Here is a 20,792-nt window from a genome sequence, read left to right on the forward strand (position 1 = left end):
GGATCGTTGCCGCAGCGCTTCTCCGGCGCCCGCACCACCAGACGCGGGGCGTGTGCCCAGGCGGGCTGGGCGTGAGTGGCGGCGATCCAGAGCACGACACCGACCACGGCCGCGTCCGACGGGAGCGACACGTAACGCCGGAGGGCGGTCTCGAGGTCGTCGAGGATCACCGCCCCATCCACGTCGCTGCCGGGGGTGCCGTTCGGTGGCTCGGGCAGTGGCGGGGGCACGGTGTCGGATCGGGAACCTTCGGTCTGACCTGCGGGAACTTGGTCATCGTGAGTGTTCATGCGGTCCTCCTGGCGTTCGATGCGGTTGCGGATGGGTGCGGGTGGTGTCGCCAGACGCGGCCGGTCACCTCGGGCTCGGTCGGGTGTTCGGTCCAGGTCTCGGTTGGGGCGTAGGTGCGGAGTTCGGCGGCCGGATGCGAGTCCGGGTAGCGGTCGGAGGCGGTCTGCATGGCGGTCAGGTCGGCGGCCCAGTACCAGCGCCCGCGCCAGGGGCCGTCGACCAGGACGGCGAGTTCACGTCCGGCGGCCACCTGGGCCGCCAGCCGCGACAGCCGGTGCGCGGCCGGTGATTGCTGCCGCGTCGCTTCCGGTCCTCGCCCGCCCTGGGGGCGGGCTGTGGTCCGGGTCGACTTGCCCACGACCAACTGCTGGCCTGCGGTGGTGGTCATGCCGCGTCCCCGCGTGTCCACCGGGACCGGTCGCCGTGGGGCGGATACCGGCGCCGCATCAACTCGACCCAGGACGGCTGGTGGGCGAGTCCGGCAGCGGTGTAGGCGATCGAGATGGCGTGGCTGGAGTCGCGTAGTGCGGTCGCGTGGGCGTGGCGTAGGTCGGCGATCTCGACCCCGACCCGGGCGGCGACCAGGAGCGGCGCGGTCGGCTGCGCCCTTCCCAGGACCGCGGCGAGGACGGCCGGATCGAGGTGCCCGATCACTTCAAGGGCGTCGGCTCGATCGGCTTCGGACAGGGGCGGCAGCGGGACCGGAAGCGCCCGAGTGGCGGGTGGTTCCGGCGGTTCAGGGTGGTGACTGTGGGTGTCCATGGGGTCTCCTGTTTTCGGCATGCCGAAAGGGAGGGAGGGAGGCGCCGACGTGCCTCCCGTCCCTGCGTGTGGGTGGGTGTCAGAGGGCCTGGCCGGGGGTGCTCCCCCGCTTCCCCGGTGACTGTTTGCGCTGGTGGTGTGGGGGAAGCGGCGTGGGGGAGCGGCCGGGGAAACTTCCCCGCTTCCCCGGCCGCTCCCCCGGTTTAGAAGTTGTTCTCCCCCGTGCCGTGGGGCTCGTTTTGGTCACGGTGGGTGAGGGCGGTGTGGAGGTCGTCGGCGCGGACGACGGATTGGCCGTGGGACTTACGCGGCGGGATGCCGTGGTCGGCCAGAGCGGCGGCGAGTTCGGCGAAGCCCCAGTGCTCGTAGACGGTGCGGTTGTGTTCGACCAGGCGGGCAAGCACGAGCCGGGTCAGCACGCGGGGCTGCCCGCGCAGAGCCTCGGCGATATCGGCGAGGTGATCGACCGGCTCGGCCTCGGCGACGTGCGTCGGTGCCGGGCCGGGGACGATCCCTGCCTCTTGGCGCAGTTTCACCGCTCGCTCGACGATCGGTGTCAGCTCGTCGATGCCGTCGCCGCGTCGGATGTAGAAGCAGCGCATCAACCCGTCCCGGGGGGCGAACCCGGTGGTCATAGCGGTGCCGAGGTCCCCGAGGTCGGTGGTCCCGTCAGCGCCCACGGTCATCGGTCGCAGGGTGGTCGCGGTGATGCCTGCGGTGTGTTTGCCGGTGCCGAGGATCGCGTCGTTGCCCTGGTGGTCACCGATCGCGAAGCACGCCCGGTTGGACAGCACCTTCGCCACCGCCCTGGGCAGGGACTCCGCCGACGGCACCGGTGTCGCGAACAGCAGCGTGACGCCGTACTTGCGGGCCTTGGCGACCATCTTCGACACCAACTCGGCCGCCTCGGCCCCGCAGGGGGAGACGAACAGCTCCTGGCACTCATCGAGCACGACCACACGCGGGCGCATCGACCGATCGCTGGCCGCGAGCTTCCGGGTCAGCTTCGGTTCCCCGGCCGCGGACAGTTTCCGTCCGCGTTGCGACAGCTCCGACATCAGAGCTTTGAGGCCGTCGAGGACGGTCGGCACCTCGTCCGGATCGTCCGAGACGAACAGGGTCCGCGCGACCGGCGCGAAGGGGTCGTAGTCGGCGTTGTGGGCCATGCAGTAGATGTCGATCTCGACCAACGGGTCCAGGATCGCCCCGGCCAGGGCGGTGATGATCAGCGTGGACTTGCCGGAGCCCACCATCCCGGCGATGCCCCAGTTGCTCCCGAACAGTCGGGCGTTGACCAGGTCAGAGCGTGGATTGACCGCGACCGGGACACCGGTGAAGTAGTCGGTCGTCCCGCTCGTGAGCAGCGGCCACGGCGCCACCGGCTTCGTCAGCGAGCCTTGGTCGGCGACCCACAGGTCCAGCACACCGGGCTGGTCGCGCGGCTCGGTGGGCCAGACCTCGACCGGGAGGCGGAGCAGGTTGTGGGCCAGGACGTCCTTGCGCTTGTTGAGCATCTCGACGGTGACGCCCTCAGGGAGCAGGAACTGGCAGTGCCAGCCCTTGCCGTCATGGACGGGCGGCTGAATCCAGCGGGGCGCCCAGCCTTGCTTGAACTTGGTGTTGAGGGCGCTCATGCCCAGGTGGCGCAGCGCGTTGACTATGGCCCGCTCGTCGGGGATGACATCCCGGCCGTCGACGTCGTCGTCGACGTCGGCGGTCGGTGCGATCCAGGTGGGGGCGTCGGTGCGGGCCTTCCCGAGCGCCCACAGGCCTACGACGGCCCCGGCCAGGGCGAGGGTGGCGAGGAGGGAGGCGTAGACGGTCACGAACATGACCACCCACGCCACCGCGTCGATCACCCCAGCAACCGGGGCGATGACCAGGGAGATGTCCTTGGCGGCGATGGCGAGGACGACACCGAGCCCGACCAGCATCCCGACCGCGATCAGGGCTCCGACTCCGGCGGCGCGTAGCCAGGACAGCGGGGCGTTGACCCAGTCCATCACCCGCCCATGACGCCGCTGCTTTTCGGCGACGTCGCGGGCCTCCCACTCCAGCAACCGGTCCTGGTCACCGGCGATCTCAGCGGCGCGCATCTGACGCTCATACCGGGACGTTCCGTGGGTGTCCCGCCAGCGCTGCACGAGGACTCCGGCGCCGGAGAACACGAACCACGTGTTGCGGACCAGGGCTTTCGCGCTGGTGACGGTGACGGGATGGGTTGCCGCTGTGACGGCATGCCGTCGTGCCGTCACGAGGTCGTGGCGGTAGAGATCGCGCCGCGACACCACCACGTCCGTTCCCGGGGTCGCGTTTCCCGCCTGCTGGCCGCAGGTCACGATCTCGCCTTCGATCACCACCGGGGTGTTGTCGCGGGCGGTGTGGTGGGTGTCGGTGCGGTGGTGCAGGGTGATGACCGGCGCCAGCTCGGCGTCTCTGTCGTGGTGGGTCGAGCTGGCGCCCTCGTTCTTTCCTCGGTCGTCACGGCTGTTGTGGTCGTCGTGGTGGCTCATCGCGAGCCTCCGGTCGCGTCACGGAACTGATCGCGGAGTTGGCGGGCGCGGGCGGCCGAGCAGCGCAGTGTCCGGCGGATGGACTCGGCCGACCTGGGGTCGACCCGACTGTCGTCGACCGCTGCGCGGAGCAGCTCGCGAAGATCATCCAGAGTGCGCGGGGCCGCCCCGGTTTCAAGATCATGGTCGGGGTCGACTCCCAGGGTCGACGATGATCTTGGTGGGGTCGACTGTCGCAGGTCAGCCCTCGACTCCCCACCCGACTCCTCCGGTGTGCGGTCGAGGACGGCGACACCGCCACCATGATCATCGTCGGGGTGCGAGTCGACCCCAGAGTCGAGGCAGTCGAGGGCCGGGTCGGCCTCGTAGTCGAGGTCGTCGGTGAGCCGAGAGCCGACGCATCCCGCGCCCTCGACGAGGGCGGCCAGTGCCCAGTCCCAGTCATCCGCGATGGCGCTGCGGGAGAACGGCGCGACCGGCATGGCCGGGGCGGCCGGTGTGACAGGTCGTTCCGGGGCGGTGGTCGCGGCCAGGGTGCGGCGGTGGACCTGGAAGACGCCGGGTCGGTAGACCAGCTCCGCAGTCCCGTCCGCGGCGATGACCGCTGCCGCGTCTCCGATGGCGAGGCGCCGAGCGCGGTCGGTCTTCGCCTCCACCAACGCCGCGAGTCTCGCGGTGCGGCGTTCGGTCCAGGAGCGGGGCGCCCCGGCCAAGGTGAGCTGGTGCGCGGCGACACCGGCGATGGACACGACCGCCATCACCACGGCGGCTGTCCAGCCCTGGTGGAGGCCGTGGAGCAGGTTCATCCCGGCCGCGACCAGGGAGAACAGCACCACCCCGGCCTGCAACCCGACGACCGGCCGGTCCGGGTGCTGGTGTCGGGAGGCGGTGATGGCGAGGGCGAAGGCCCACATGCCGAGTTCGGTGATCCCGGCCAGGAGGACGCCGAGCGGGCCGTAGATGGTGGTGCCGTAGGCGGCCATCGCTGGTGCGGCCAGGGCGAAGGACAGCAGCGCGATCGGATAGATCAGCAACTCGACGGCATGGGTGGATGCCCAGGTCAGAGCCTTGGCCCGGGCGGCGGCCCGGACAGATGCGCGGGATCGTCGCTGCTCGTCCCGGCGCCGCTCAGCGCTCTCGCGGTCGGCTCGGTCGCGGTCGCGGCGGGCGTCCTGTTCGGCGATTCGCCGCTGCGCGGCAGCGTCAGCGGCTTCCCGGGCGAGGCGGGCGTCCAGAGCGCGGGTCTCCCGGCGTTCCGCCGCCCGGCTCGCAGCCCACGAGGTCGAAGAGGAAGACGTGGTGGTCATGCTCCGGCCCTCCCCTCGTCCTGCTGACCAGCCGAAACCCGCTCAGAAGGCGACTCGGCGGCCTCTGAGACGACCTCTGTCAGGGCCATCTCGGCTCGGGCGGTCGAGGCCGGGACGGTCCGGCGGGAGCGCCGCAGGCGCAGCTCGGCGGCGATCCACCACCCGGCGGCGAAGCCCAGCGGCCCGGCGAACCACCAGGTCACGAACACGGTCGCGGCCCCCAGGGCGGCGATGACGGCGATCTCGACGGCCCGCTCCCGGACCGCCCCAGCGACACAGCGAAGCAGCGCGTTCATGCCGCTTCACCACCGGTGACAGCCGAGTGACCAGCGGAAACAGCCGCATGGCGACGTGCCGGGAGCACGAACAGACGTGTCTCGACGTCACCATCTAGAGGCCCACTGGGCCCGTCGAGGTCGGTGAGGAGGTCGCCGTAGAGACGGTCGATGACCCGCTCGGTCAGACCATCCGGACACCACGAAAAGCCCAGCTCAGCGCCGGGATCAGGATCACCGTCGGGGGAGTCTGGAAGAAAAGTTCCACCCACCGGTGGATGCGTGCAGACGCCAAGGGCAGCATGGCCCATAGCCGATCACCTGTCCTCACAGGTCGTTCGGTTAGGTCGCCGCCCCGGATGGGCATCCTGGGCGGTGACCGCAAGCTCGCCGGGCTGGCAGACTCGCTCCTCAAGCAAGACACGATCCCGCCTCGGCTGTCAAGCGCCGATCTCGAACCGGCGCGCGCCTCACCTTTCCGCTCCAGGATCGGTCACGTTCCGTGACGATCGCACCTGAGGGCACCTCAAGCCATCATTTCTGCTGGTCAGACCGCGTGCAGGGCGCTTGTCGGCACGTTTGAGCGGGCGGCTCGTTGAGGGGGTGGCACGGCTTGAGCCGTGCCACCCCCTCAAGCCGTGCCAGGCGAAAATGGGCCTTGACCTGGTCAAACAGCAGGGGTGGCACGGCTGTCTCGGCTTGGCACGGCTTGGGGGCCGTTTCGGGACATCCCCCGAAATCTCACTCTGCGTGACGAGTCGGGGGCGAGGGCAGCGAGCGTCCAGGGCCCCGGCAAAGTCGTGATGGGTGGGTCCTGAGCTGCGGTGATGTGGGGGGTGGGGGTGGGTGCGGACACAGGCTTGGCGTGATCATGAGGGTGTCGAATCCTTGCTCACGTCAGGAAGCCTGTGTCCGCAGTGTCAGTGTCTCCGATCGTTGCTGCTCTGGAAGGCCTGGAGGTCGGTCCTGACGCGGGGAGAGCCGCGCCGGTCGGTGAGGCGGCGGGGTTGTCGCTGGTGGAGGCCCTGTCGCGAGTGCCGGACCCGCGGAAACCACGCGGTGTCCGCCACGGTGTCCTCGCGGTGTTGCTACTGGGGGCGTGCGCGGTGTTGGCGGGGGCCCGGTCGTTCACCGCGATCGCCGAGTACGCCCATGACGTCGGCCGCGCCGTGCTGGACGTGCTCGGGGTGGGCGCGGTCGCTCCGCACGAGTCGACCATCCGCCGGGTCCTGCAACGGGTCGACGCCTCGGCGCTGGAGGCGGCGTTGCAGTCCTGGGTGTTGCCCCAGCTCAGCGCCCAGCCGGCGGCGGAGGGCACACCCCGGCGAGAACAGCGTCGCGTGCTGGCCTTGGACGGCAAGACCCTGCGCGGCGCCCGCGTCCGTGCCGCCGACGGCAGGGTCTGGCTCCCGCATCTGGTGTCGGTGCTCGACCAGACCAGCGGTGGCGTGCTCGGCCAGGTTCAGGTCGCAGAGAAGGGCAGCGAGATCACCGCGTTCACCGCGCTGCTCGACCCCCTCGACCTCGACGATGTACTGGTCACCGCGGACGCTCTGCACACCCAGCGAGCCCACGCCGACTACCTACACCGCCGCGGCGGGCACTACCTGATGACGATCAAAGCGAACCAGCCCACGCTGCTGGCACGGGTACGGGCGCTGCCCTGGACCCAGATCGGCGTCGCTGATCGTCAACGCGGGCGTGGGCACGGCCGCGTCGAGACCCGCACGATCAGCGTGGTCAGCCTGCACCCCTGTCCCGACCTGGGCGCAGAGTTCTTCCCCCACGCATCCCAGGCGATCAAGCTGGTGCGCCGGCGTCGCCCACTGCGGCCTGGCGGGAAGTGGAGAACCGAGACCGCCTACGCGATCACCAGCCTGACCAGCACCGACGCCGATCCAGGACTGCTCGCCCGCTGGATCCGTGGGCACTGGTCGATCGAGAATCGCCTGCACTGGGTCCGTGATGTCTGCTTCGACGAAGACCGCGCCACCGCCCACACCGGTCACGCCCCGCAGGTCATGTCGGCGTTGCGGAACCTCGCGATCACCGCGCTACGCCTGCACGGCGTCAGCAACATCGCCGCAGCACTCCGCCACCACGCCCGCGACCCCCATCGACCACTGACCACCTACAAGATCATCTAGCGACTTTGCCGGGGCCCTGAGCGAGCGTCGGCGGTCGCGATTTTCGATGGTGCGTGACTGCGTTTTCAGGCACCGTAAGCAGCGGCGCTCCGCAGGCGTTTAGGGCTGGACTTCCTCGCCTTTTCTATTGCCCTTTCATGCAAGTTTTCCGCTCTTATCGTTACGGACGGGCCTCTCCACCCGTTCCGGAGAGGCGGTGGCGATTATTTCGGTGTTCACTCCGCTGGATCTGTGGTTTCAAAGGCCGCCGCAGGATGGATGTAGTATTTTCCCGCGCGGTGTTTGGGTTTGTGCCGGAGCGGAGCGTTTGTCCGATGCGTGGCCCGGCGGATGCGGGGATTGCCGCGCTGTCGTTGGGGGTCGCGCGTCCTCGGTGTTGTCGCCCTGGAACGGGTCTAGTAGTTCCCGAGAGGGGCTTTGTTACTCCCGAGAGAGCCCAAGATCGTTTTTAGGGTTGCCTTCTGGACTTGCCCCGGGGTGTTCTCGGGCCGAGCATCGCTGTGACCTGCCGTTGTATGGATGGTGGAGTGAGTGCCGCTGGGTCGGGCTGGCGCCCGACACCTCAACCACCCTGCTTCGCTGACGGCCGGTTGAGGTGTCGGGCGCCAGCCCGACCCAGCGGTTGGCGGTCGCGGAGCGGCCTTGATCGTCAGTACGTAGTTCCATGTTTTGAAAAAGGCAAAGGTCAAGGTCAACGGACTGAGGGTTGGCTGGGCGGTTTAGGCTGCTTTGGGTGTATTCGTCCGTAATGGCTGAGTGTGTTCACGTGATTGCTTTTGGTGATGGCTCTTGACCAACGGGGGGGGGGGCGTGTTCGCATGCGGTCATGAGTACGAAGAAGTGCGCACGTGTTATCGGAACGGTGTTGGTTGTGGCTGTTTCGATGGGTTCGGCGACTGGGATCGCTGCGGCTGAGACCTCGGTTGCACCTCCAGCTTCGGCAGCTAGTTCTTATTCTTTGGCTACCGCTTCGGGGCAAGAGCAAGACAGGATTGAGGGTTTAACGCTGTTTCTTGAGCGCGTCAACTCAGTCCCTACTTCGGTTCTTTATCAAGGGGATTCTGCTACGCAGGACTGGTTGAGGGCGAACTATCCTAACACTGGGGGTCAGTCTCGTGCCAGTGTTATTGGTTGCGTGGGGGCGATTGGTGTTGCGGTAGGTGGTGTTCTAGTTCCCGCTGCGAAGATTTTGAAGATTAAGAAATTGGTTGCGCAGCTTGGAGGCATCAAAGAGGCTGTCCAGACTTTCCGGGGTGCGAGCTTTTCTTGGGAGAAGATTCAAGCTATCGGTGGGCCGGTAGCTGCTCTGGGGGCAGAGCTGCTCGGAATTACCGCAGTGCGCACCCAGTGCTTCTCTTGAGGACTGTTCAGCGTATAGCGATTGGCGGGGACAGTTGTGGCACCCGAGCGCTCGGCGATATGTATCGGTGGAGGCGGCATCGCGCTGCTCTGTGGCCTTATCGGAGTGGTCCTCCTCCTTACAGGAGAGGGCGTAATTCTGCCTACCTTCAGCGCGCGGGCGGGCACTACATCGCCGGCGAACGGATGCGCGACGGCAGCCCGCACGCCGCCCAGGCACTGTCCCGCCAGGGCCGCTACCAGCAGGTTCGGGACAACCTGCGCGTCAAGGAAGTCCGGATCGACTCCACCCCCGGCGTCCGGTGGATCATCTGCCACAACCCCGACGAGGCCGAACGCGACCAGGCCGCCCGCGAAGCCGCGATCGCCAGGATCTCCGCCGAGCTCGACCGCATCGCGTCCGCCCGCACCCGAGCCCGCGAGGCCGCCCGCACCCGCCGCGCCGCCACCACAACCAGCAAGGCCGCGTGGCGGCACGCCGCCCGGGCCGCCGAACGTGAGGAGGCCGCGCACGTCAAGGCCGAATGCGCGCTGCGTGAACACCCGGCCCTGGGCCGGTGGCTGCGCCAGACACCGTCCGGGCGGCTGCAACTGGACCGGACCAAGATCGCCGCCGAAGCGAAGCTGGACGGGAAGTACCTGCTGTCCACCTCCGACCCGGACCTCTCGGCCGAGGACGTCGCCCTGGGCTACAAGAACCTGCTGGAGGCCGAGCGCGGGTTCCGCGACTTGAAATCCACCATCGAGCTGCGGCCGGTGTTCCACCGCCTCGAACTCCGCATCCGCGCCCACGTCCTGCTCTGCTGGCTGGCGCTGCTGCTGATCCGGGTCGCCGAACGCCGCACCGGCCGCACCTGGCGCACCATCTCCCGCGAGCTGGGCCGGCTGCACACGATCACCCTCACCGGCCCGGCCGGCACCGTCGTGCAGACCACCGAGCTCACCACCACCCAGGCCGGCATTCTTCGGGCCTGCGGGGTCACCCCACCACCCCGGATCACCACCCTCGACCCCGCCTAACCAGCCCAAACAGCGCCAACAGGCACCGCGGCGGGCATGGACACACGCCCACCCCGCTCCCACACCAGCGGTCCTGCAGGTCAACCCCCGAATTCAGCCCTCACATCTGCCCACGAACTGCGGAATCCGGGGTTAAGTGGGTGTCGCAAAAGTCGGTCCCGTCGGGCGGGTCGCTGCGTTGGCGTCGGAGGTGGTGGCCCTTCGCTGCGGCCCCAGCGGGCTGGTGCGGGGTCGCGGGGACCTAGCGGTGGCGGAACTCCAGGAGGCCTGCGTAGCCGTGTGAAGGGGCTGCTGAAGCGCTGGTGTCGAGGACGTTCTGGTGTTGCGGCGATGGGAGCGGCTCGACTCGGCTTGGCGGCTCGTGGTGATCGCGGAAAGTGTTCGACCGGTCGCGCTGCGCGTTTTATGCTCGTTTCGTTCCGGCTGCGTCGTCCGGTGTGGATGTCGGCGCTGTGGCCGGGTATCTTTCTGCGGTGAAATCATCGAGAATGTGGCGGGTTGCTGCCGCTAGCGTGATGGTTATTGCTGTCACGATGGGTGCTGCGTCTGGTGCGGCCGCTGCGGAGTCTTCTGGTCCGGTGGCCGCGTCGGTTGTGAAGAGTCCGCGTCCGGTGGAGCCGGAGCCGCCTGGCCCGGATTCGTCGGCGGCGCCGCCGACGGTGGGTGGATCAAGTGTGGAGACTTTCCGGACGGGTTCTGGCGTGGAGTCGTGGGATGGTTCGTGCAAGTATCTGCACGAGCATTTTGATGAGATTTCTGCGAAGGCAACGGGTGAGGGTGGTATCCCGTGTGTCGATGTGACTATCCCGTCGCCGTCGGAGAACCGGCCTCAACCGTATGATCTGAATCCGCAGGCGTTTGATCTGGTGGCGTATCCGAAGGCGTGTGAGGGGTACACGGATTGGGTGGTGGACCGGACGACGCAGTGCAAACGGGATCGTGTGGACATCACGATTTTCGAGCAGCGCACGAAGGTCGTGCTGGGCACCTTGAACGTGAACCGTCGTACGTTGTCGTATACGAATGCTGGGAATCCGGTGTGGGGTGTGCAGACGACGTTGTCGTTGGCGGGTGCGTCGGGTGTGGGCTATGGGGCGTCGGTGAGTGGGTTGGGGACGTGTGGGTCGCCGCGGCCGGGTGAGGTGTCGGGGTGCACGCGTAACGGGCCGAACACGTTCGGGCCGAGTCCGGCGTTGAACCCGAACTTCCCGTTCACGGGGGAGACCTATTACCGGGGCACGAAGGTCGGCCCGGGGGAGAGCGGGGCGGGGAAGAACACGGTGGACCTGACCTTCTCCAACCCGAAGTGGCAGAAGCCGGAGTTCTCCTCGACGTTCGTGCCGCACCCGGTGCGCTGTGACAACGCGGTCAAGGGCCGTGGTCCGGGGTGTGTGGTGGCGGCGCATACCCCGGTGATCGCCTACTCCCGGTCCGGGGACGTGGGGGAGCTGGCCCGGCACATCGGTGACGCGCAGGCCTCGGGTCTTCCGGGGGCGTACCCGTCGGGGGTGCCGTTGACCCGGCTCATGGATAAGGATGACGCGAAGGACAACCGGGGCCGGGCCTGCCCGCGTACCTACACCCGCCCTACAGGACTCAGCTGTGATGAGTATCCCTTCGCCTCCAGCTACCAAGGAGCCGACCAAGCCCCGAAGGGCCCGGGACGAACCTTCCCATATTGCCGGATCGCACCGAAGCTTCCTCAGGGTCTGCGTGATTCCACTGGGTACAGTTCGTGCATGATCAATGATGCGCAGAACAAGCGGGGCGGTTCACAACTCAGCGCGTTCTTCTCGAAGAACCGCGTCATCGACCGGGACGCTTACCGCGTCTGGATCCAGCCGTAAGGTACTGACCGCTGGGGAGTTGCACTCAGCGCAGCTCCCCAGCAGCCTTGCGCGGCATCACTGCCAGGTGAGTCGCCCGCCGAGAGCAATGGGAGTTAAATCAGTCTGCTCCTCAGGCGTCTCCGATGTGACCGCTTGGAGCGTCGCTCGGTTGAGGGCGAGGAAGCTCTTCCAGCGGGGAGCGTCATTCAAGTCTGCATCGACCTTGTCATAGAACACCGCGGCCCCGAACTCTTTCCCCCCTCTGCGATCGATCATCAAGTAGCTACCGTTCTGATCCTCTGCCACGGGAAGAAGGGCGGGGATGAAGCCGCCAATTGCAGACCCGGCGAGCTTGTTCGCGTCAAACGACTCTGCGGCTATGGCGTTCGCTCCGAGCTGCGCGAAGAAAGTCCCCCGCGCATCTGATTTTTCAGATGGTGGCGGAGAGGCTCCTGCCGCTAAGTGAGCATAGCTGGAGAGCATGTCATCTTCCCAGACAGAGACGACTTCGGAAATTCCGAGAGGGCGAAGCCCCGGGAGAATGTATCCGCTAGGCGCGCGCAGCGCCCCGTCGCACCACTCATAGAACGCCAGTACATCTTCAGGCCAAGGGTATCCGCCAGTTCTCCCTTGCGCGGTATCTAGCTCAATTGCCAATCCTTTAGAGAGGAAAGCCTCCCCGGTTTCAGGGGCGTTCTCAGCGCACCACTCGTAAAGTTTCACCCAAGGGTCCATCGTCCTCACCTTCCCGTCTTTCGACTAGAGAGTCCGCGACGCGCCGTTGTTCAGCGATTCGAGAGTAGGTCAGACTTAGTGATATCTGCAATTCGTTCGCGATATCTCGGGGACTCTTGCCAGATTCGCTGCGCGCGATGATCTGGGCTCGACGCTGGCGACTCCGCTCCTCGTAATCGGCACGTTCTTCGGCAACAGTATTGCGAATGGTCCTGTCGGAGACGTTAAGCTGTTCAGCGAGCGTGCGAGCTGAGTGTTTACGGCGAGCCCGCCAAGGGCGAGTGGGAGTCATGTTTACACACCTCATTCAGTTTCAATCAGGGCCTGTCGGTCGAGACGATTATTCTTTCGAACTTGAGTGCTTTTGTCTCGCCGGGCGGCTTGGATGGTATTGAAGGTGGCGTCGTAGACGATTGGCCCGTCGGCCCACATGCGGGATTTGGTGATGATCCAGCGGGAGATGGAGTTGGCGATGCCGTTGACTTCGGGTTGGAGCAGAGGGATGGAGAAGTCGGTATTGAGGAGGGTCGCTTTGTGCATGATGGCGTCGGTGAGTCCGTGGGGGTCGCCGAAGTGGTGTCGGATTTCGCGGTAGGCCCAGTGACGGGCGGTGGTGAACAGGACGTCGTTACGGCCGAGTCCGGTGGGGTCGGCGCGGCGGGCTTTGGAGTTGCGCCAGGCCGGGCCGGGGAGGTGCCCGGCGGTGTCGAGGTGTCCGGCGAGGCCGGTGAGGCTGTGGGGGGTCTGGTGGATCCAGTGTGCGTTCCAGGAGGGGTGGATGGGGTTCTTGGTCAGGAGTCCGGAGTAGCCGAGGTCGCCGTCGACCGACCGCCGGAGGCCCTCGATGACCACGGAGGCGAACGCGACGACCTTCCGGCGGGCGTACTCGGTGCGTGTGATGGCCTCTAGAAGCGCCCAGATGGCGTGTGCGCGCCCGTTGAGGGGGTTCTCGACTACGAGGTTGGGTAGCCACTCTGGACGCTCCCAGAGAGCCCGTGAGAGCGCGTCGTCGTGGTCGATGTCGACGATCAGCAGGTTGGAGATCAACTTCGGGTTCGACTCGACGTAGCGCTTGCCCAGCGCAGCGGGCCGGCTCATCCGGTACACCCCCCCGAAGAAGTCATCGGTGGCCAACGGCCGCCGCGGCAGCCAGAGCTGGTCCCACCGCTCGCCCAGCCCGGTCTCAGAGATCACGAGAAGCACCATCGCCGATGAGCACCTGTTGCCCTCGCCAACACGCCGTCATTTTCCAAAGTAGGAAATTTGCCAAGTCAGATGTTTCCGGGACGGGGGGCGATTGACCTGCACGAAGTTCCGCGCTCTGGCGGTGCCCCACCGGGGTCTGAGGGGCTCTTGGTCCCCGGCCGTCCGTGTCCTGGGTCCCGGTCACGGACAGTGAGATTTCGGGGGATGTCCTGAAACGGCCCCCAAGCCGTGCCAAGCCGAGACAGCCGTGCCACCCCTGCTGTTTGACCAGGTCAGGGCCCATTTTCGCCTGGCACGGCTTGAGGGGGTGGCACGGCTCAAGCCGTGCCACCCCCTCAACGAGCCGCCCGCTCAAACGTGCTGGCAAGCACCCTGAACGTGGGCTGACCAGCTATGACGCTGGCTCGATCGCTTCTGCGGCAGCGCCAGCACTGTCGGTAACCAGATCGGGTGTATAGCGCCGCCAGGTGTCGGCGAACGCGGCCCGCTCGTAGCACCTGACGCGTCCCAATCCAGGGAGCCGCATCTGCGTGGACTGGATGCTGTGCTCGCTCAGGAGCTTGCCGAGGCGCATGGCGGTGAGTCCTTCCCCGCGTGGCCCGTACTCGGCCCACGGTGCCTCCGGGTCGGCGCGGAGTTGCTGGAGGAGCCGCATGGTGGGTAGTGCGTGTTCGTTGCCGAAGGCGGTGTGGCAGTCGGCGAGGAGGCGGATGCGTTCGGAGCGGTCGTCGCCGGTGTCTTCTGCTTGGAGGGCGAGGATGGCGTGGCGTGCGCGTTCGGGCCAGTGGCCTCCGGCGTGGTCGGCGATGGCGATGAGTGGTTCCCAGGTGTCGGCGGCGCGGTCTTCGACGGGCATCGCGGGTTCGGCTGTTTCGAGGGTGGTGAGGTCGTTACGGAGCCAGCCGTTCAGGCGCTCAGCGAGCCGCTGAAGGCGCGGGCGGTCCCGCCGGTGTCGATACGGCTCGACGGTCTCCCCAGGTGCTCTGCGGCGCATCTGGACGACCACAGCGCGGTCTTCGATGGTGTCGGGCATGCGTCCGATCCCGGCCAGGGCGGCCATGGCGAACGTGGAGATCGACTCGACGCGGTTCTTGGCCAGGTCGTAGCGCTTCGCCGGGCGGTTGCGCTGGTGCCCGGCATTCAAGAGTCCGCGGAGGTCTTCGTGCCCGTCGGCTTTCGGCCCGAAGATCGTGTCGGCTTCGTCGACGAGCATGGTGGGTGGGTCGGCGGTGATGGAGCGGTAGACCGCTGCGGGGGTGGCGTTGACGGTGATGAACGGGTCGTGACACGCGCCTTCGACGACGTCGAGCAGGCGGGATTTGCCGCAGCGCTTCTCCGGCGCCCGCACCACCAGACGCGGGGCGTGTGCCCAGGCGGGCTGGGCGTGAGTGGCGGCGATCCAGAGCACGACACCGACCACGGCCGCGTCCGACGGGAGCGACACGTAACGCCGGAGGGCGGTCTCGAGGTCGTCGAGGATCACCGCCCCATCCACGTCGCTGCCGGGGGTGCCGTTCGGTGGCTCGGGCAGTGGCGGGGGCACGGTGTCGGATCGGGAACCTTCGGTCTGACCTGCGGGAACTTGGTCATCGTGAGTGTTCATGCGGTCCTCCTGGCGTTCGATGCGGTTGCGGATGGGTGCGGGTGGTGTCGCCAGACGCGGCCGGTCACCTCGGGCTCGGTCGGGTGTTCGGTCCAGGTCTCGGTTGGGGCGTAGGTGCGGAGTTCGGCGGCCGGATGCGAGTCCGGGTAGCGGTCGGAGGCGGTCTGCATGGCGGTCAGGTCGGCGGCCCAGTACCAGCGCCCGCGCCAGGGGCCGTCGACCAGGACGGCGAGTTCACGTCCGGCGGCCACCTGGGCCGCCAGCCGCGACAGCCGGTGCGCGGCCGGTGATTGCTGCCGCGTCGCTTCCGGTCCTCGCCCGCCCTGGGGGCGGGCTGTGGTCCGGGTCGACTTGCCCACGACCAACTGCTGGCCTGCGGTGGTGGTCATGCCGCGTCCCCGCGTGTCCACCGGGACCGGTCGCCGTGGGGCGGATACCGGCGCCGCATCAACTCGACCCAGGACGGCTGGTGGGCGAGTCCGGCAGCGGTGTAGGCGATCGAGATGGCGTGGCTGGAGTCGCGTAGTGCGGTCGCGTGGGCGTGGCGTAGGTCGGCGATCTCGACCCCGACCCGGGCGGCGACCAGGAGCGGCGCGGTCGGCTGCGCCCTTCCCAGGACCGCGGCGAGGACGGCCGGATCGAGGTGCCCGATCACTTCAAGGGCGTCGGCTCGATCGGCTTCGGACAGGGGCGGCAGCGGGACCGGAAGCGCCCGAGTGGCGGGTGGTTCCGGCGGTTCAGGGTGGTGACTGTGGGTGTCCATGGGGTCTCCTGTTTTCGGCATGCCGAAAGGGAGGGAGGGAGGCGCCGACGTGCCTCCCGTCCCTGCGTGTGGGTGGGTGTCAGAGGGCCTGGCCGGGGGTGCTCCCCCGCTTCCCCGGTGACTGTTTGCGCTGGTGGTGTGGGGGAAGCGGCGTGGGGGAGCGGCCGGGGAAACTTCCCCGCTTCCCCGGCCGCTCCCCCGGTTTAGAAGTTGTTCTCCCCCGTGCCGTGGGGCTCGTTTTGGTCACGGTGGGTGAGGGCGGTGTGGAGGTCGTCGGCGCGGACGACGGATTGGCCGTGGGACTTACGCGGCGGGATGCCGTGGTCGGCCAGAGCGGCGGCGAGTTCGGCGAAGCCCCAGTGCTCGTAGACGGTGCGGTTGTGTTCGACCAGGCGGGCAAGCACGAGCCGGGTCAGCACGCGGGGCTGCCCGCGCAGAGCCTCGGCGATATCGGCGAGGTGATCGACCGGCTCGGCCTCGGCGACGTGCGTCGGTGCCGGGCCGGGGACGATCCCTGCCTCTTGGCGCAGTTTCACCGCTCGCTCGACGATCGGTGTCAGCTCGTCGATGCCGTCGCCGCGTCGGATGTAGAAGCAGCGCATCAACCCGTCCCGGGGGGCGAACCCGGTGGTCATAGCGGTGCCGAGGTCCCCGAGGTCGGTGGTCCCGTCAGCGCCCACGGTCATCGGTCGCAGGGTGGTCGCGGTGATGCCTGCGGTGTGTTTGCCGGTGCCGAGGATCGCGTCGTTGCCCTGGTGGTCACCGATCGCGAAGCACGCCCGGTTGGACAGCACCTTCGCCACCGCCCTGGGCAGGGACTCCGCCGACGGCACCGGTGTCGCGAACAGCAGCGTGACGCCGTACTTGCGGGCCTTGGCGACCATCTTCGACACCAACTCGGCCGCCTCGGCCCCGCAGGGGGAGACGAACAGCTCCTGGCACTCATCGAGCACGACCACACGCGGGCGCATCGACCGATCGCTGGCCGCGAGCTTCCGGGTCAGCTTCGGTTCCCCGGCCGCGGACAGTTTCCGTCCGCGTTGCGACAGCTCCGACATCAGAGCTTTGAGGCCGTCGAGGACGGTCGGCACCTCGTCCGGATCGTCCGAGACGAACAGGGTCCGCGCGACCGGCGCGAAGGGGTCGTAGTCGGCGTTGTGGGCCATGCAGTAGATGTCGATCTCGACCAACGGGTCCAGGATCGCCCCGGCCAGGGCGGTGATGATCAGCGTGGACTTGCCGGAGCCCACCATCCCGGCGATGCCCCAGTTGCTCCCGAACAGTCGGGCGTTGACCAGGTCAGAGCGTGGATTGACCGCGACCGGGACACCGGTGAAGTAGTCGGTCGTCCCGCTCGTGAGCAGCGGCCACGGCGCCACCGGCTTCGTCAGCGAGCCTTGGTCGGCGACCCACAGGTCCAGCACACCGGGCTGGTCGCGCGGCTCGGTGGGCCAGACCTCGACCGGGAGGCGGAGCAGGTTGTGGGCCAGGACGTCCTTGCGCTTGTTGAGCATCTCGACGGTGACGCCCTCAGGGAGCAGGAACTGGCAGTGCCAGCCCTTGCCGTCATGGACGGGCGGCTGAATCCAGCGGGGCGCCCAGCCTTGCTTGAACTTGGTGTTGAGGGCGCTCATGCCCAGGTGGCGCAGCGCGTTGACTATGGCCCGCTCGTCGGGGATGACATCCCGGCCGTCGACGTCGTCGTCGACGTCGGCGGTCGGTGCGATCCAGGTGGGGGCGTCGGTGCGGGCCTTCCCGAGCGCCCACAGGCCTACGACGGCCCCGGCCAGGGCGAGGGTGGCGAGGAGGGAGGCGTAGACGGTCACGAACATGACCACCCACGCCACCGCGTCGATCACCCCAGCAACCGGGGCGATGACCAGGGAGATGTCCTTGGCGGCGATGGCGAGGACGACACCGAGCCCGACCAGCATCCCGACCGCGATCAGGGCTCCGACTCCGGCGGCGCGTAGCCAGGACAGCGGGGCGTTGACCCAGTCCATCACCCGCCCATGACGCCGCTGCTTTTCGGCGACGTCGCGGGCCTCCCACTCCAGCAACCGGTCCTGGTCACCGGCGATCTCAGCGGCGCGCATCTGACGCTCATACCGGGACGTTCCGTGGGTGTCCCGCCAGCGCTGCACGAGGACTCCGGCGCCGGAGAACACGAACCACGTGTTGCGGACCAGGGCTTTCGCGCTGGTGACGGTGACGGGATGGGTTGCCGCTGTGACGGCATGCCGTCGTGCCGTCACGAGGTCGTGGCGGTAGAGATCGCGCCGCGACACCACCACGTCCGTTCCCGGGGTCGCGTTTCCCGCCTGCTGGCCGCAGGTCACGATCTCGCCTTCGATCACCACCGGGGTGTTGTCGCGGGCGGTGTGGTGGGTGTCGGTGCGGTGGTGCAGGGTGATGACCGGCGCCAGCTCGGCGTCTCTGTCGTGGTGGGTCGAGCTGGCGCCCTCGTTCTTTCCTCGGTCGTCACGGCTGTTGTGGTCGTCGTGGTGGCTCATCGCGAGCCTCCGGTCGCGTCACGGAACTGATCGCGGAGTTGGCGGGCGCGGGCGGCCGAGCAGCGCAGTGTCCGGCGGATGGACTCGGCCGACCTGGGGTCGACCCGACTGTCGTCGACCGCTGCGCGGAGCAGCTCGCGAAGATCATCCAGAGTGCGCGGGGCCGCCCCGGTTTCAAGATCATGGTCGGGGTCGACTCCCAGGGTCGACGATGATCTTGGTGGGGTCGACTGTCGCAGGTCAGCCCTCGACTCCCCACCCGACTCCTCCGGTGTGCGGTCGAGGACGGCGACACCGCCACCATGATCATCGTCGGGGTGCGAGTCGACCCCAGAGTCGAGGCAGTCGAGGGCCGGGTCGGCCTCGTAGTCGAGGTCGTCGGTGAGCCGAGAGCCGACGCATCCCGCGCCCTCGACGAGGGCGGCCAGTGCCCAGTCCCAGTCATCCGCGATGGCGCTGCGGGAGAACGGCGCGACCGGCATGGCCGGGGCGGCCGGTGTGACAGGTCGTTCCGGGGCGGTGGTCGCGGCCAGGGTGCGGCGGTGGACCTGGAAGACGCCGGGTCGGTAGACCAGCTCCGCAGTCCCGTCCGCGGCGATGACCGCTGCCGCGTCTCCGATGGCGAGGCGCCGAGCGCGGTCGGTCTTCGCCTCCACCAACGCCGCGAGTCTCGCGGTGCGGCGTTCGGTCCAGGAGCGGGGCGCCCCGGCCAAGGTGAGCTGGTGCGCGGCGACACCGGCGATGGACACGACCGCCATCACCACGGCGGCTGTCCAGCCCTGGTGGAGGCCGTGGAGCAGGTTCATCCCGGCCGCGACCAGGGAGAACAGCACCACCCCGGCCTGCAACCCGACGACCGGCCGGTCCGGGTGCTGGTGTCGGGAGGCGGTGATGGCGAGGGCGAAGGCCCACATGCCGAGTTCGGTGATCCCGGCCAGGAGGACGCCGAGCGGGCCGTAGATGGTGGTGCCGTAGGCGGCCATCGCTGGTGCGGCCAGGGCGAAGGACAGCAGCGCGATCGGATAGATCAGCAACTCGACGGCATGGGTGGATGCCCAGGTCAGAGCCTTGGCCCGGGCGGCGGCCCGGACAGATGCGCGGGATCGTCGCTGCTCGTCCCGGCGCCGCTCAGCGCTCTCGCGGTCGGCTCGGTCGCGGTCGCGGCGGGCGTCCTGTTCGGCGATTCGCCGCTGCGCGGCAGCGTCAGCGGCTTCCCGGGCGAGGCGGGCGTCCAGAGCGCGGGTCTCCCGGCGTTCCGCCGCCCGGCTCGCAGCCCACGAGGTCGAAGAGGAAGACGTGGTGGTCATGCTCCGGCCCTCCCCTCGTCCTGCTGACCAGCCGAAACCCGCTCAGAAGGCGACTCGGCGGCCTCTGAGACGACCTCTGTCAGGGCCATCTCGGCTCGGGCGGTCGAGGCCGGGACGGTCCGGCGGGAGCGCCGCAGGCGCAGCTCGGCGGCGATCCACCACCCGGCGGCGAAGCCCAGCGGCCCGGCGAACCACCAGGTCACGAACACGGTCGCGGCCCCCAGGGCGGCGATGACGGCGATCTCGACGGCCCGCTCCCGGACCGCCCCAGCGACACAGCGAAGCAGCGCGTTCATGCCGCTTCACCACCGGTGACAGCCGAGTGACCAGCGGAAACAGCCGCATGGCGACGTGCCGGGAGCACGAACAGACGTGTCTCGACGTCACCATCTAGAGGCCCACTGGGCCCGTCGAGGTCGGTGAGGAGGTCGCCGTAGAGACGGTCGATGACCCGCTCGGTCAGACCATCCGGACACCACGAAAAGCCCAGCTCAGCGCCGGGATCAGGATCACCGTCGGGGGAGTCTGGAAGAAAAGTTCCACCCACCGGTGGATGCGTGCAGACGCCAAGGGCAGCATGGCCCATAGCCGATCACCTGTCCTCACAGGTCGTTCGGTTAGGTCGCCGCCCCGGATGGGCATCCTGGGCGGTGACCGCAAGCTCGCCGGGCTGGCAGACTCGCTCCTCAAGCAAGACACGATCCCGCCTCGGCTGTCAAGCGCCGATCTCGAACCGGCGCGCGCCTCACCTTTCCGCTCCAGGATCGGTCACGTTCCGTGACGATCGCACCTGAGGGCACCTCAAGCCATCATTTCTGCTGGTCAGACCGCGTGCAGGGCGCTTGTCGGCACGTTTGAGCGGGCGGCTCGTTGAGGGGGTGGCACGGCTTGAGCCGTGCCACCCCCTCAAGCCGTGCCAGGCGAAAATGGGCCTTGACCTGGTCAAACAGCAGGGGTGGCACGGCTGTCTCGGCTTGGCACGGCTTGGGGGCCGTTTCGGGACATCCCCCGAAATCTCACTCTGCGTGACGAGTCGGGGGCGAGGGCAGCGAGCGTCCAGGGCCCCGGCAAAGTCGTGATGGGTGGGTCCTGAGCTGCGGTGATGTGGGGGGTGGGGGTGGGTGCGGACACAGGCTTGGCGTGATCATGAGGGTGTCGAATC

The 20,792-nt window shown here is 68.2% G+C and carries 18 protein-coding genes and 1 pseudogene; 4 read left to right on the forward strand and 15 right to left on the reverse strand.

Going from position 1 to position 20,792, the window contains the following annotated elements:
* The 6 genes and pseudogenes from KPL59_RS12820 to KPL59_RS12845 form a co-directional block, all read right to left on the reverse strand.
* Positions 1-230, reverse strand: a pseudogene (locus KPL59_RS12820) (hypothetical protein); the annotation flags it as partial.
* A gap of 56 nt (positions 231-286) precedes the next feature.
* A complete protein-coding gene (locus KPL59_RS12825) occupies positions 287-679 on the reverse strand; it encodes a hypothetical protein (RefSeq protein ID WP_226360912.1) in 393 nt (130 codons plus the stop codon).
* On the reverse strand, positions 676-945 hold the full coding sequence (locus KPL59_RS12830) for a hypothetical protein (protein ID WP_226360913.1): 270 nt from the start codon (positions 943-945) through the stop codon (positions 676-678). Before KPL59_RS12830 ends, KPL59_RS12825 begins: the two co-directional genes overlap by 4 nt.
* Positions 946-1,256: 311 nt before the next feature.
* On the reverse strand, positions 1,257-3,566 hold the full coding sequence (locus KPL59_RS12835) for a cell division protein FtsK (protein ID WP_226360914.1): 2,310 nt from the start codon (positions 3,564-3,566) through the stop codon (positions 1,257-1,259).
* Positions 3,563-4,873 (reverse strand): hypothetical protein, encoded by a 1,311-nt coding sequence (locus KPL59_RS12840; protein WP_226360915.1) that lies wholly within the window; start codon positions 4,871-4,873, stop codon positions 3,563-3,565. Before KPL59_RS12840 ends, KPL59_RS12835 begins: the two co-directional genes overlap by 4 nt.
* Positions 4,870-5,169 (reverse strand): hypothetical protein, encoded by a 300-nt coding sequence (locus KPL59_RS12845; RefSeq protein ID WP_226360916.1) that lies wholly within the window; start codon positions 5,167-5,169, stop codon positions 4,870-4,872. The genes KPL59_RS12840 and KPL59_RS12845 overlap by 4 nt, the downstream gene beginning before the upstream one ends.
* A gap of 902 nt (positions 5,170-6,071) precedes the next feature.
* On the opposite strand from KPL59_RS12845, the gene KPL59_RS12850 reads away from it, so the two are divergent.
* From KPL59_RS12850 to KPL59_RS12865, 4 genes are all read left to right on the forward strand, one after another.
* A complete protein-coding gene (locus KPL59_RS12850) occupies positions 6,072-7,295 on the forward strand; it encodes an ISAs1 family transposase (RefSeq protein ID WP_226351754.1) in 1,224 nt (407 codons plus the stop codon).
* Between the two features lie 826 nt (positions 7,296-8,121).
* Positions 8,122-8,655: a hypothetical protein gene (locus KPL59_RS12855; protein WP_226360917.1), complete on the forward strand. Its 534-nt coding sequence runs from the start codon at positions 8,122-8,124 to the stop codon at positions 8,653-8,655.
* Between the two features lie 185 nt (positions 8,656-8,840).
* Positions 8,841-9,674, forward strand: coding sequence for an IS1634 family transposase (locus tag KPL59_RS12860; RefSeq protein ID WP_226360918.1), 834 nt, complete (start codon positions 8,841-8,843; stop codon positions 9,672-9,674).
* 674 nt (positions 9,675-10,348) lie between these two features.
* A complete protein-coding gene (locus KPL59_RS12865; protein ID WP_226360919.1) occupies positions 10,349-11,521 on the forward strand; it encodes a hypothetical protein in 1,173 nt (390 codons plus the stop codon).
* 57 nt (positions 11,522-11,578) lie between these two features.
* Here the strand turns inward: KPL59_RS12865 and KPL59_RS12870 are convergent, their stop codons facing one another.
* The 9 genes from KPL59_RS12870 to KPL59_RS12910 all read right to left on the reverse strand — a co-directional run bounded on the left by KPL59_RS12870 (position 11,579) and on the right by KPL59_RS12910 (position 19,926).
* Positions 11,579-12,226 (reverse strand): SMI1/KNR4 family protein, encoded by a 648-nt coding sequence (locus tag KPL59_RS12870; protein WP_226360920.1) that lies wholly within the window; start codon positions 12,224-12,226, stop codon positions 11,579-11,581.
* Complete coding sequence (locus tag KPL59_RS37605) at positions 12,201-12,545, reverse strand: HTH domain-containing protein (protein ID WP_374111624.1); 345 nt, start codon at positions 12,543-12,545, stop codon at positions 12,201-12,203. Before KPL59_RS37605 ends, KPL59_RS12870 begins: the two co-directional genes overlap by 26 nt.
* Positions 12,542-13,444 carry a replication initiation protein gene (locus tag KPL59_RS12880; RefSeq protein WP_226360922.1) on the reverse strand — a complete coding sequence of 301 codons (903 nt, stop codon included), beginning with the start codon at positions 13,442-13,444 and terminating at the stop codon, positions 12,542-12,544. Before KPL59_RS12880 ends, KPL59_RS37605 begins: the two co-directional genes overlap by 4 nt.
* 391 nt (positions 13,445-13,835) lie before the next feature.
* On the reverse strand, positions 13,836-14,927 hold the full coding sequence (locus KPL59_RS12885; protein WP_226360923.1) for a DUF3631 domain-containing protein: 1,092 nt from the start codon (positions 14,925-14,927) through the stop codon (positions 13,836-13,838).
* Between the two features lie 116 nt (positions 14,928-15,043).
* Positions 15,044-15,436, reverse strand: coding sequence for a hypothetical protein (locus KPL59_RS12890; RefSeq protein ID WP_226360912.1), 393 nt, complete (start codon positions 15,434-15,436; stop codon positions 15,044-15,046).
* Positions 15,433-15,702, reverse strand: coding sequence for a hypothetical protein (locus KPL59_RS12895; RefSeq protein ID WP_226360913.1), 270 nt, complete (start codon positions 15,700-15,702; stop codon positions 15,433-15,435). Before KPL59_RS12895 ends, KPL59_RS12890 begins: the two co-directional genes overlap by 4 nt.
* Before the next feature lie 311 nt (positions 15,703-16,013).
* On the reverse strand, positions 16,014-18,323 hold the full coding sequence (locus tag KPL59_RS12900; RefSeq protein ID WP_226360914.1) for a cell division protein FtsK: 2,310 nt from the start codon (positions 18,321-18,323) through the stop codon (positions 16,014-16,016).
* A complete protein-coding gene (locus KPL59_RS12905; RefSeq protein WP_226360915.1) occupies positions 18,320-19,630 on the reverse strand; it encodes a hypothetical protein in 1,311 nt (436 codons plus the stop codon). Before KPL59_RS12905 ends, KPL59_RS12900 begins: the two co-directional genes overlap by 4 nt.
* Positions 19,627-19,926: a hypothetical protein gene (locus KPL59_RS12910; protein WP_226360916.1), complete on the reverse strand. Its 300-nt coding sequence runs from the start codon at positions 19,924-19,926 to the stop codon at positions 19,627-19,629. The genes KPL59_RS12905 and KPL59_RS12910 overlap by 4 nt, the downstream gene beginning before the upstream one ends.
* Positions 19,927-20,792 lie beyond the last annotated feature (866 nt).

The organism is Pseudonocardia sp. ICBG1142, assembly GCF_020496255.1.
Lineage (GTDB): Bacteria > Actinomycetota > Actinomycetes > Mycobacteriales > Pseudonocardiaceae > Pseudonocardia.

Coding starts and splice junctions, on each gene's coding strand:
- KPL59_RS12890 (WP_226360912.1), bottom strand. CDS start 15,436: ATGACCACCACCGCAGGCCAGCAGTTGGTCGTGGGCAAGTCGACCCGG.
- KPL59_RS12905 (WP_226360915.1), bottom strand. CDS start 19,630: ATGACCACCACGTCTTCCTCTTCGACCTCGTGGGCTGCGAGCCGGGCG.
- KPL59_RS12845 (WP_226360916.1), bottom strand. CDS start 5,169: ATGAACGCGCTGCTTCGCTGTGTCGCTGGGGCGGTCCGGGAGCGGGCC.
- KPL59_RS12910 (WP_226360916.1), bottom strand. CDS start 19,926: ATGAACGCGCTGCTTCGCTGTGTCGCTGGGGCGGTCCGGGAGCGGGCC.
- KPL59_RS12860 (WP_226360918.1), top strand. CDS start 8,841: ATGCGCGACGGCAGCCCGCACGCCGCCCAGGCACTGTCCCGCCAGGGC.
- KPL59_RS12825 (WP_226360912.1), bottom strand. CDS start 679: ATGACCACCACCGCAGGCCAGCAGTTGGTCGTGGGCAAGTCGACCCGG.
- KPL59_RS12880 (WP_226360922.1), bottom strand. CDS start 13,444: ATGGTGCTTCTCGTGATCTCTGAGACCGGGCTGGGCGAGCGGTGGGAC.
- KPL59_RS12900 (WP_226360914.1), bottom strand. CDS start 18,323: ATGAGCCACCACGACGACCACAACAGCCGTGACGACCGAGGAAAGAAC.
- KPL59_RS12835 (WP_226360914.1), bottom strand. CDS start 3,566: ATGAGCCACCACGACGACCACAACAGCCGTGACGACCGAGGAAAGAAC.
- KPL59_RS12855 (WP_226360917.1), top strand. CDS start 8,122: ATGAGTACGAAGAAGTGCGCACGTGTTATCGGAACGGTGTTGGTTGTG.
- KPL59_RS37605 (WP_374111624.1), bottom strand. CDS start 12,545: ATGAGGTGTGTAAACATGACTCCCACTCGCCCTTGGCGGGCTCGCCGT.
- KPL59_RS12840 (WP_226360915.1), bottom strand. CDS start 4,873: ATGACCACCACGTCTTCCTCTTCGACCTCGTGGGCTGCGAGCCGGGCG.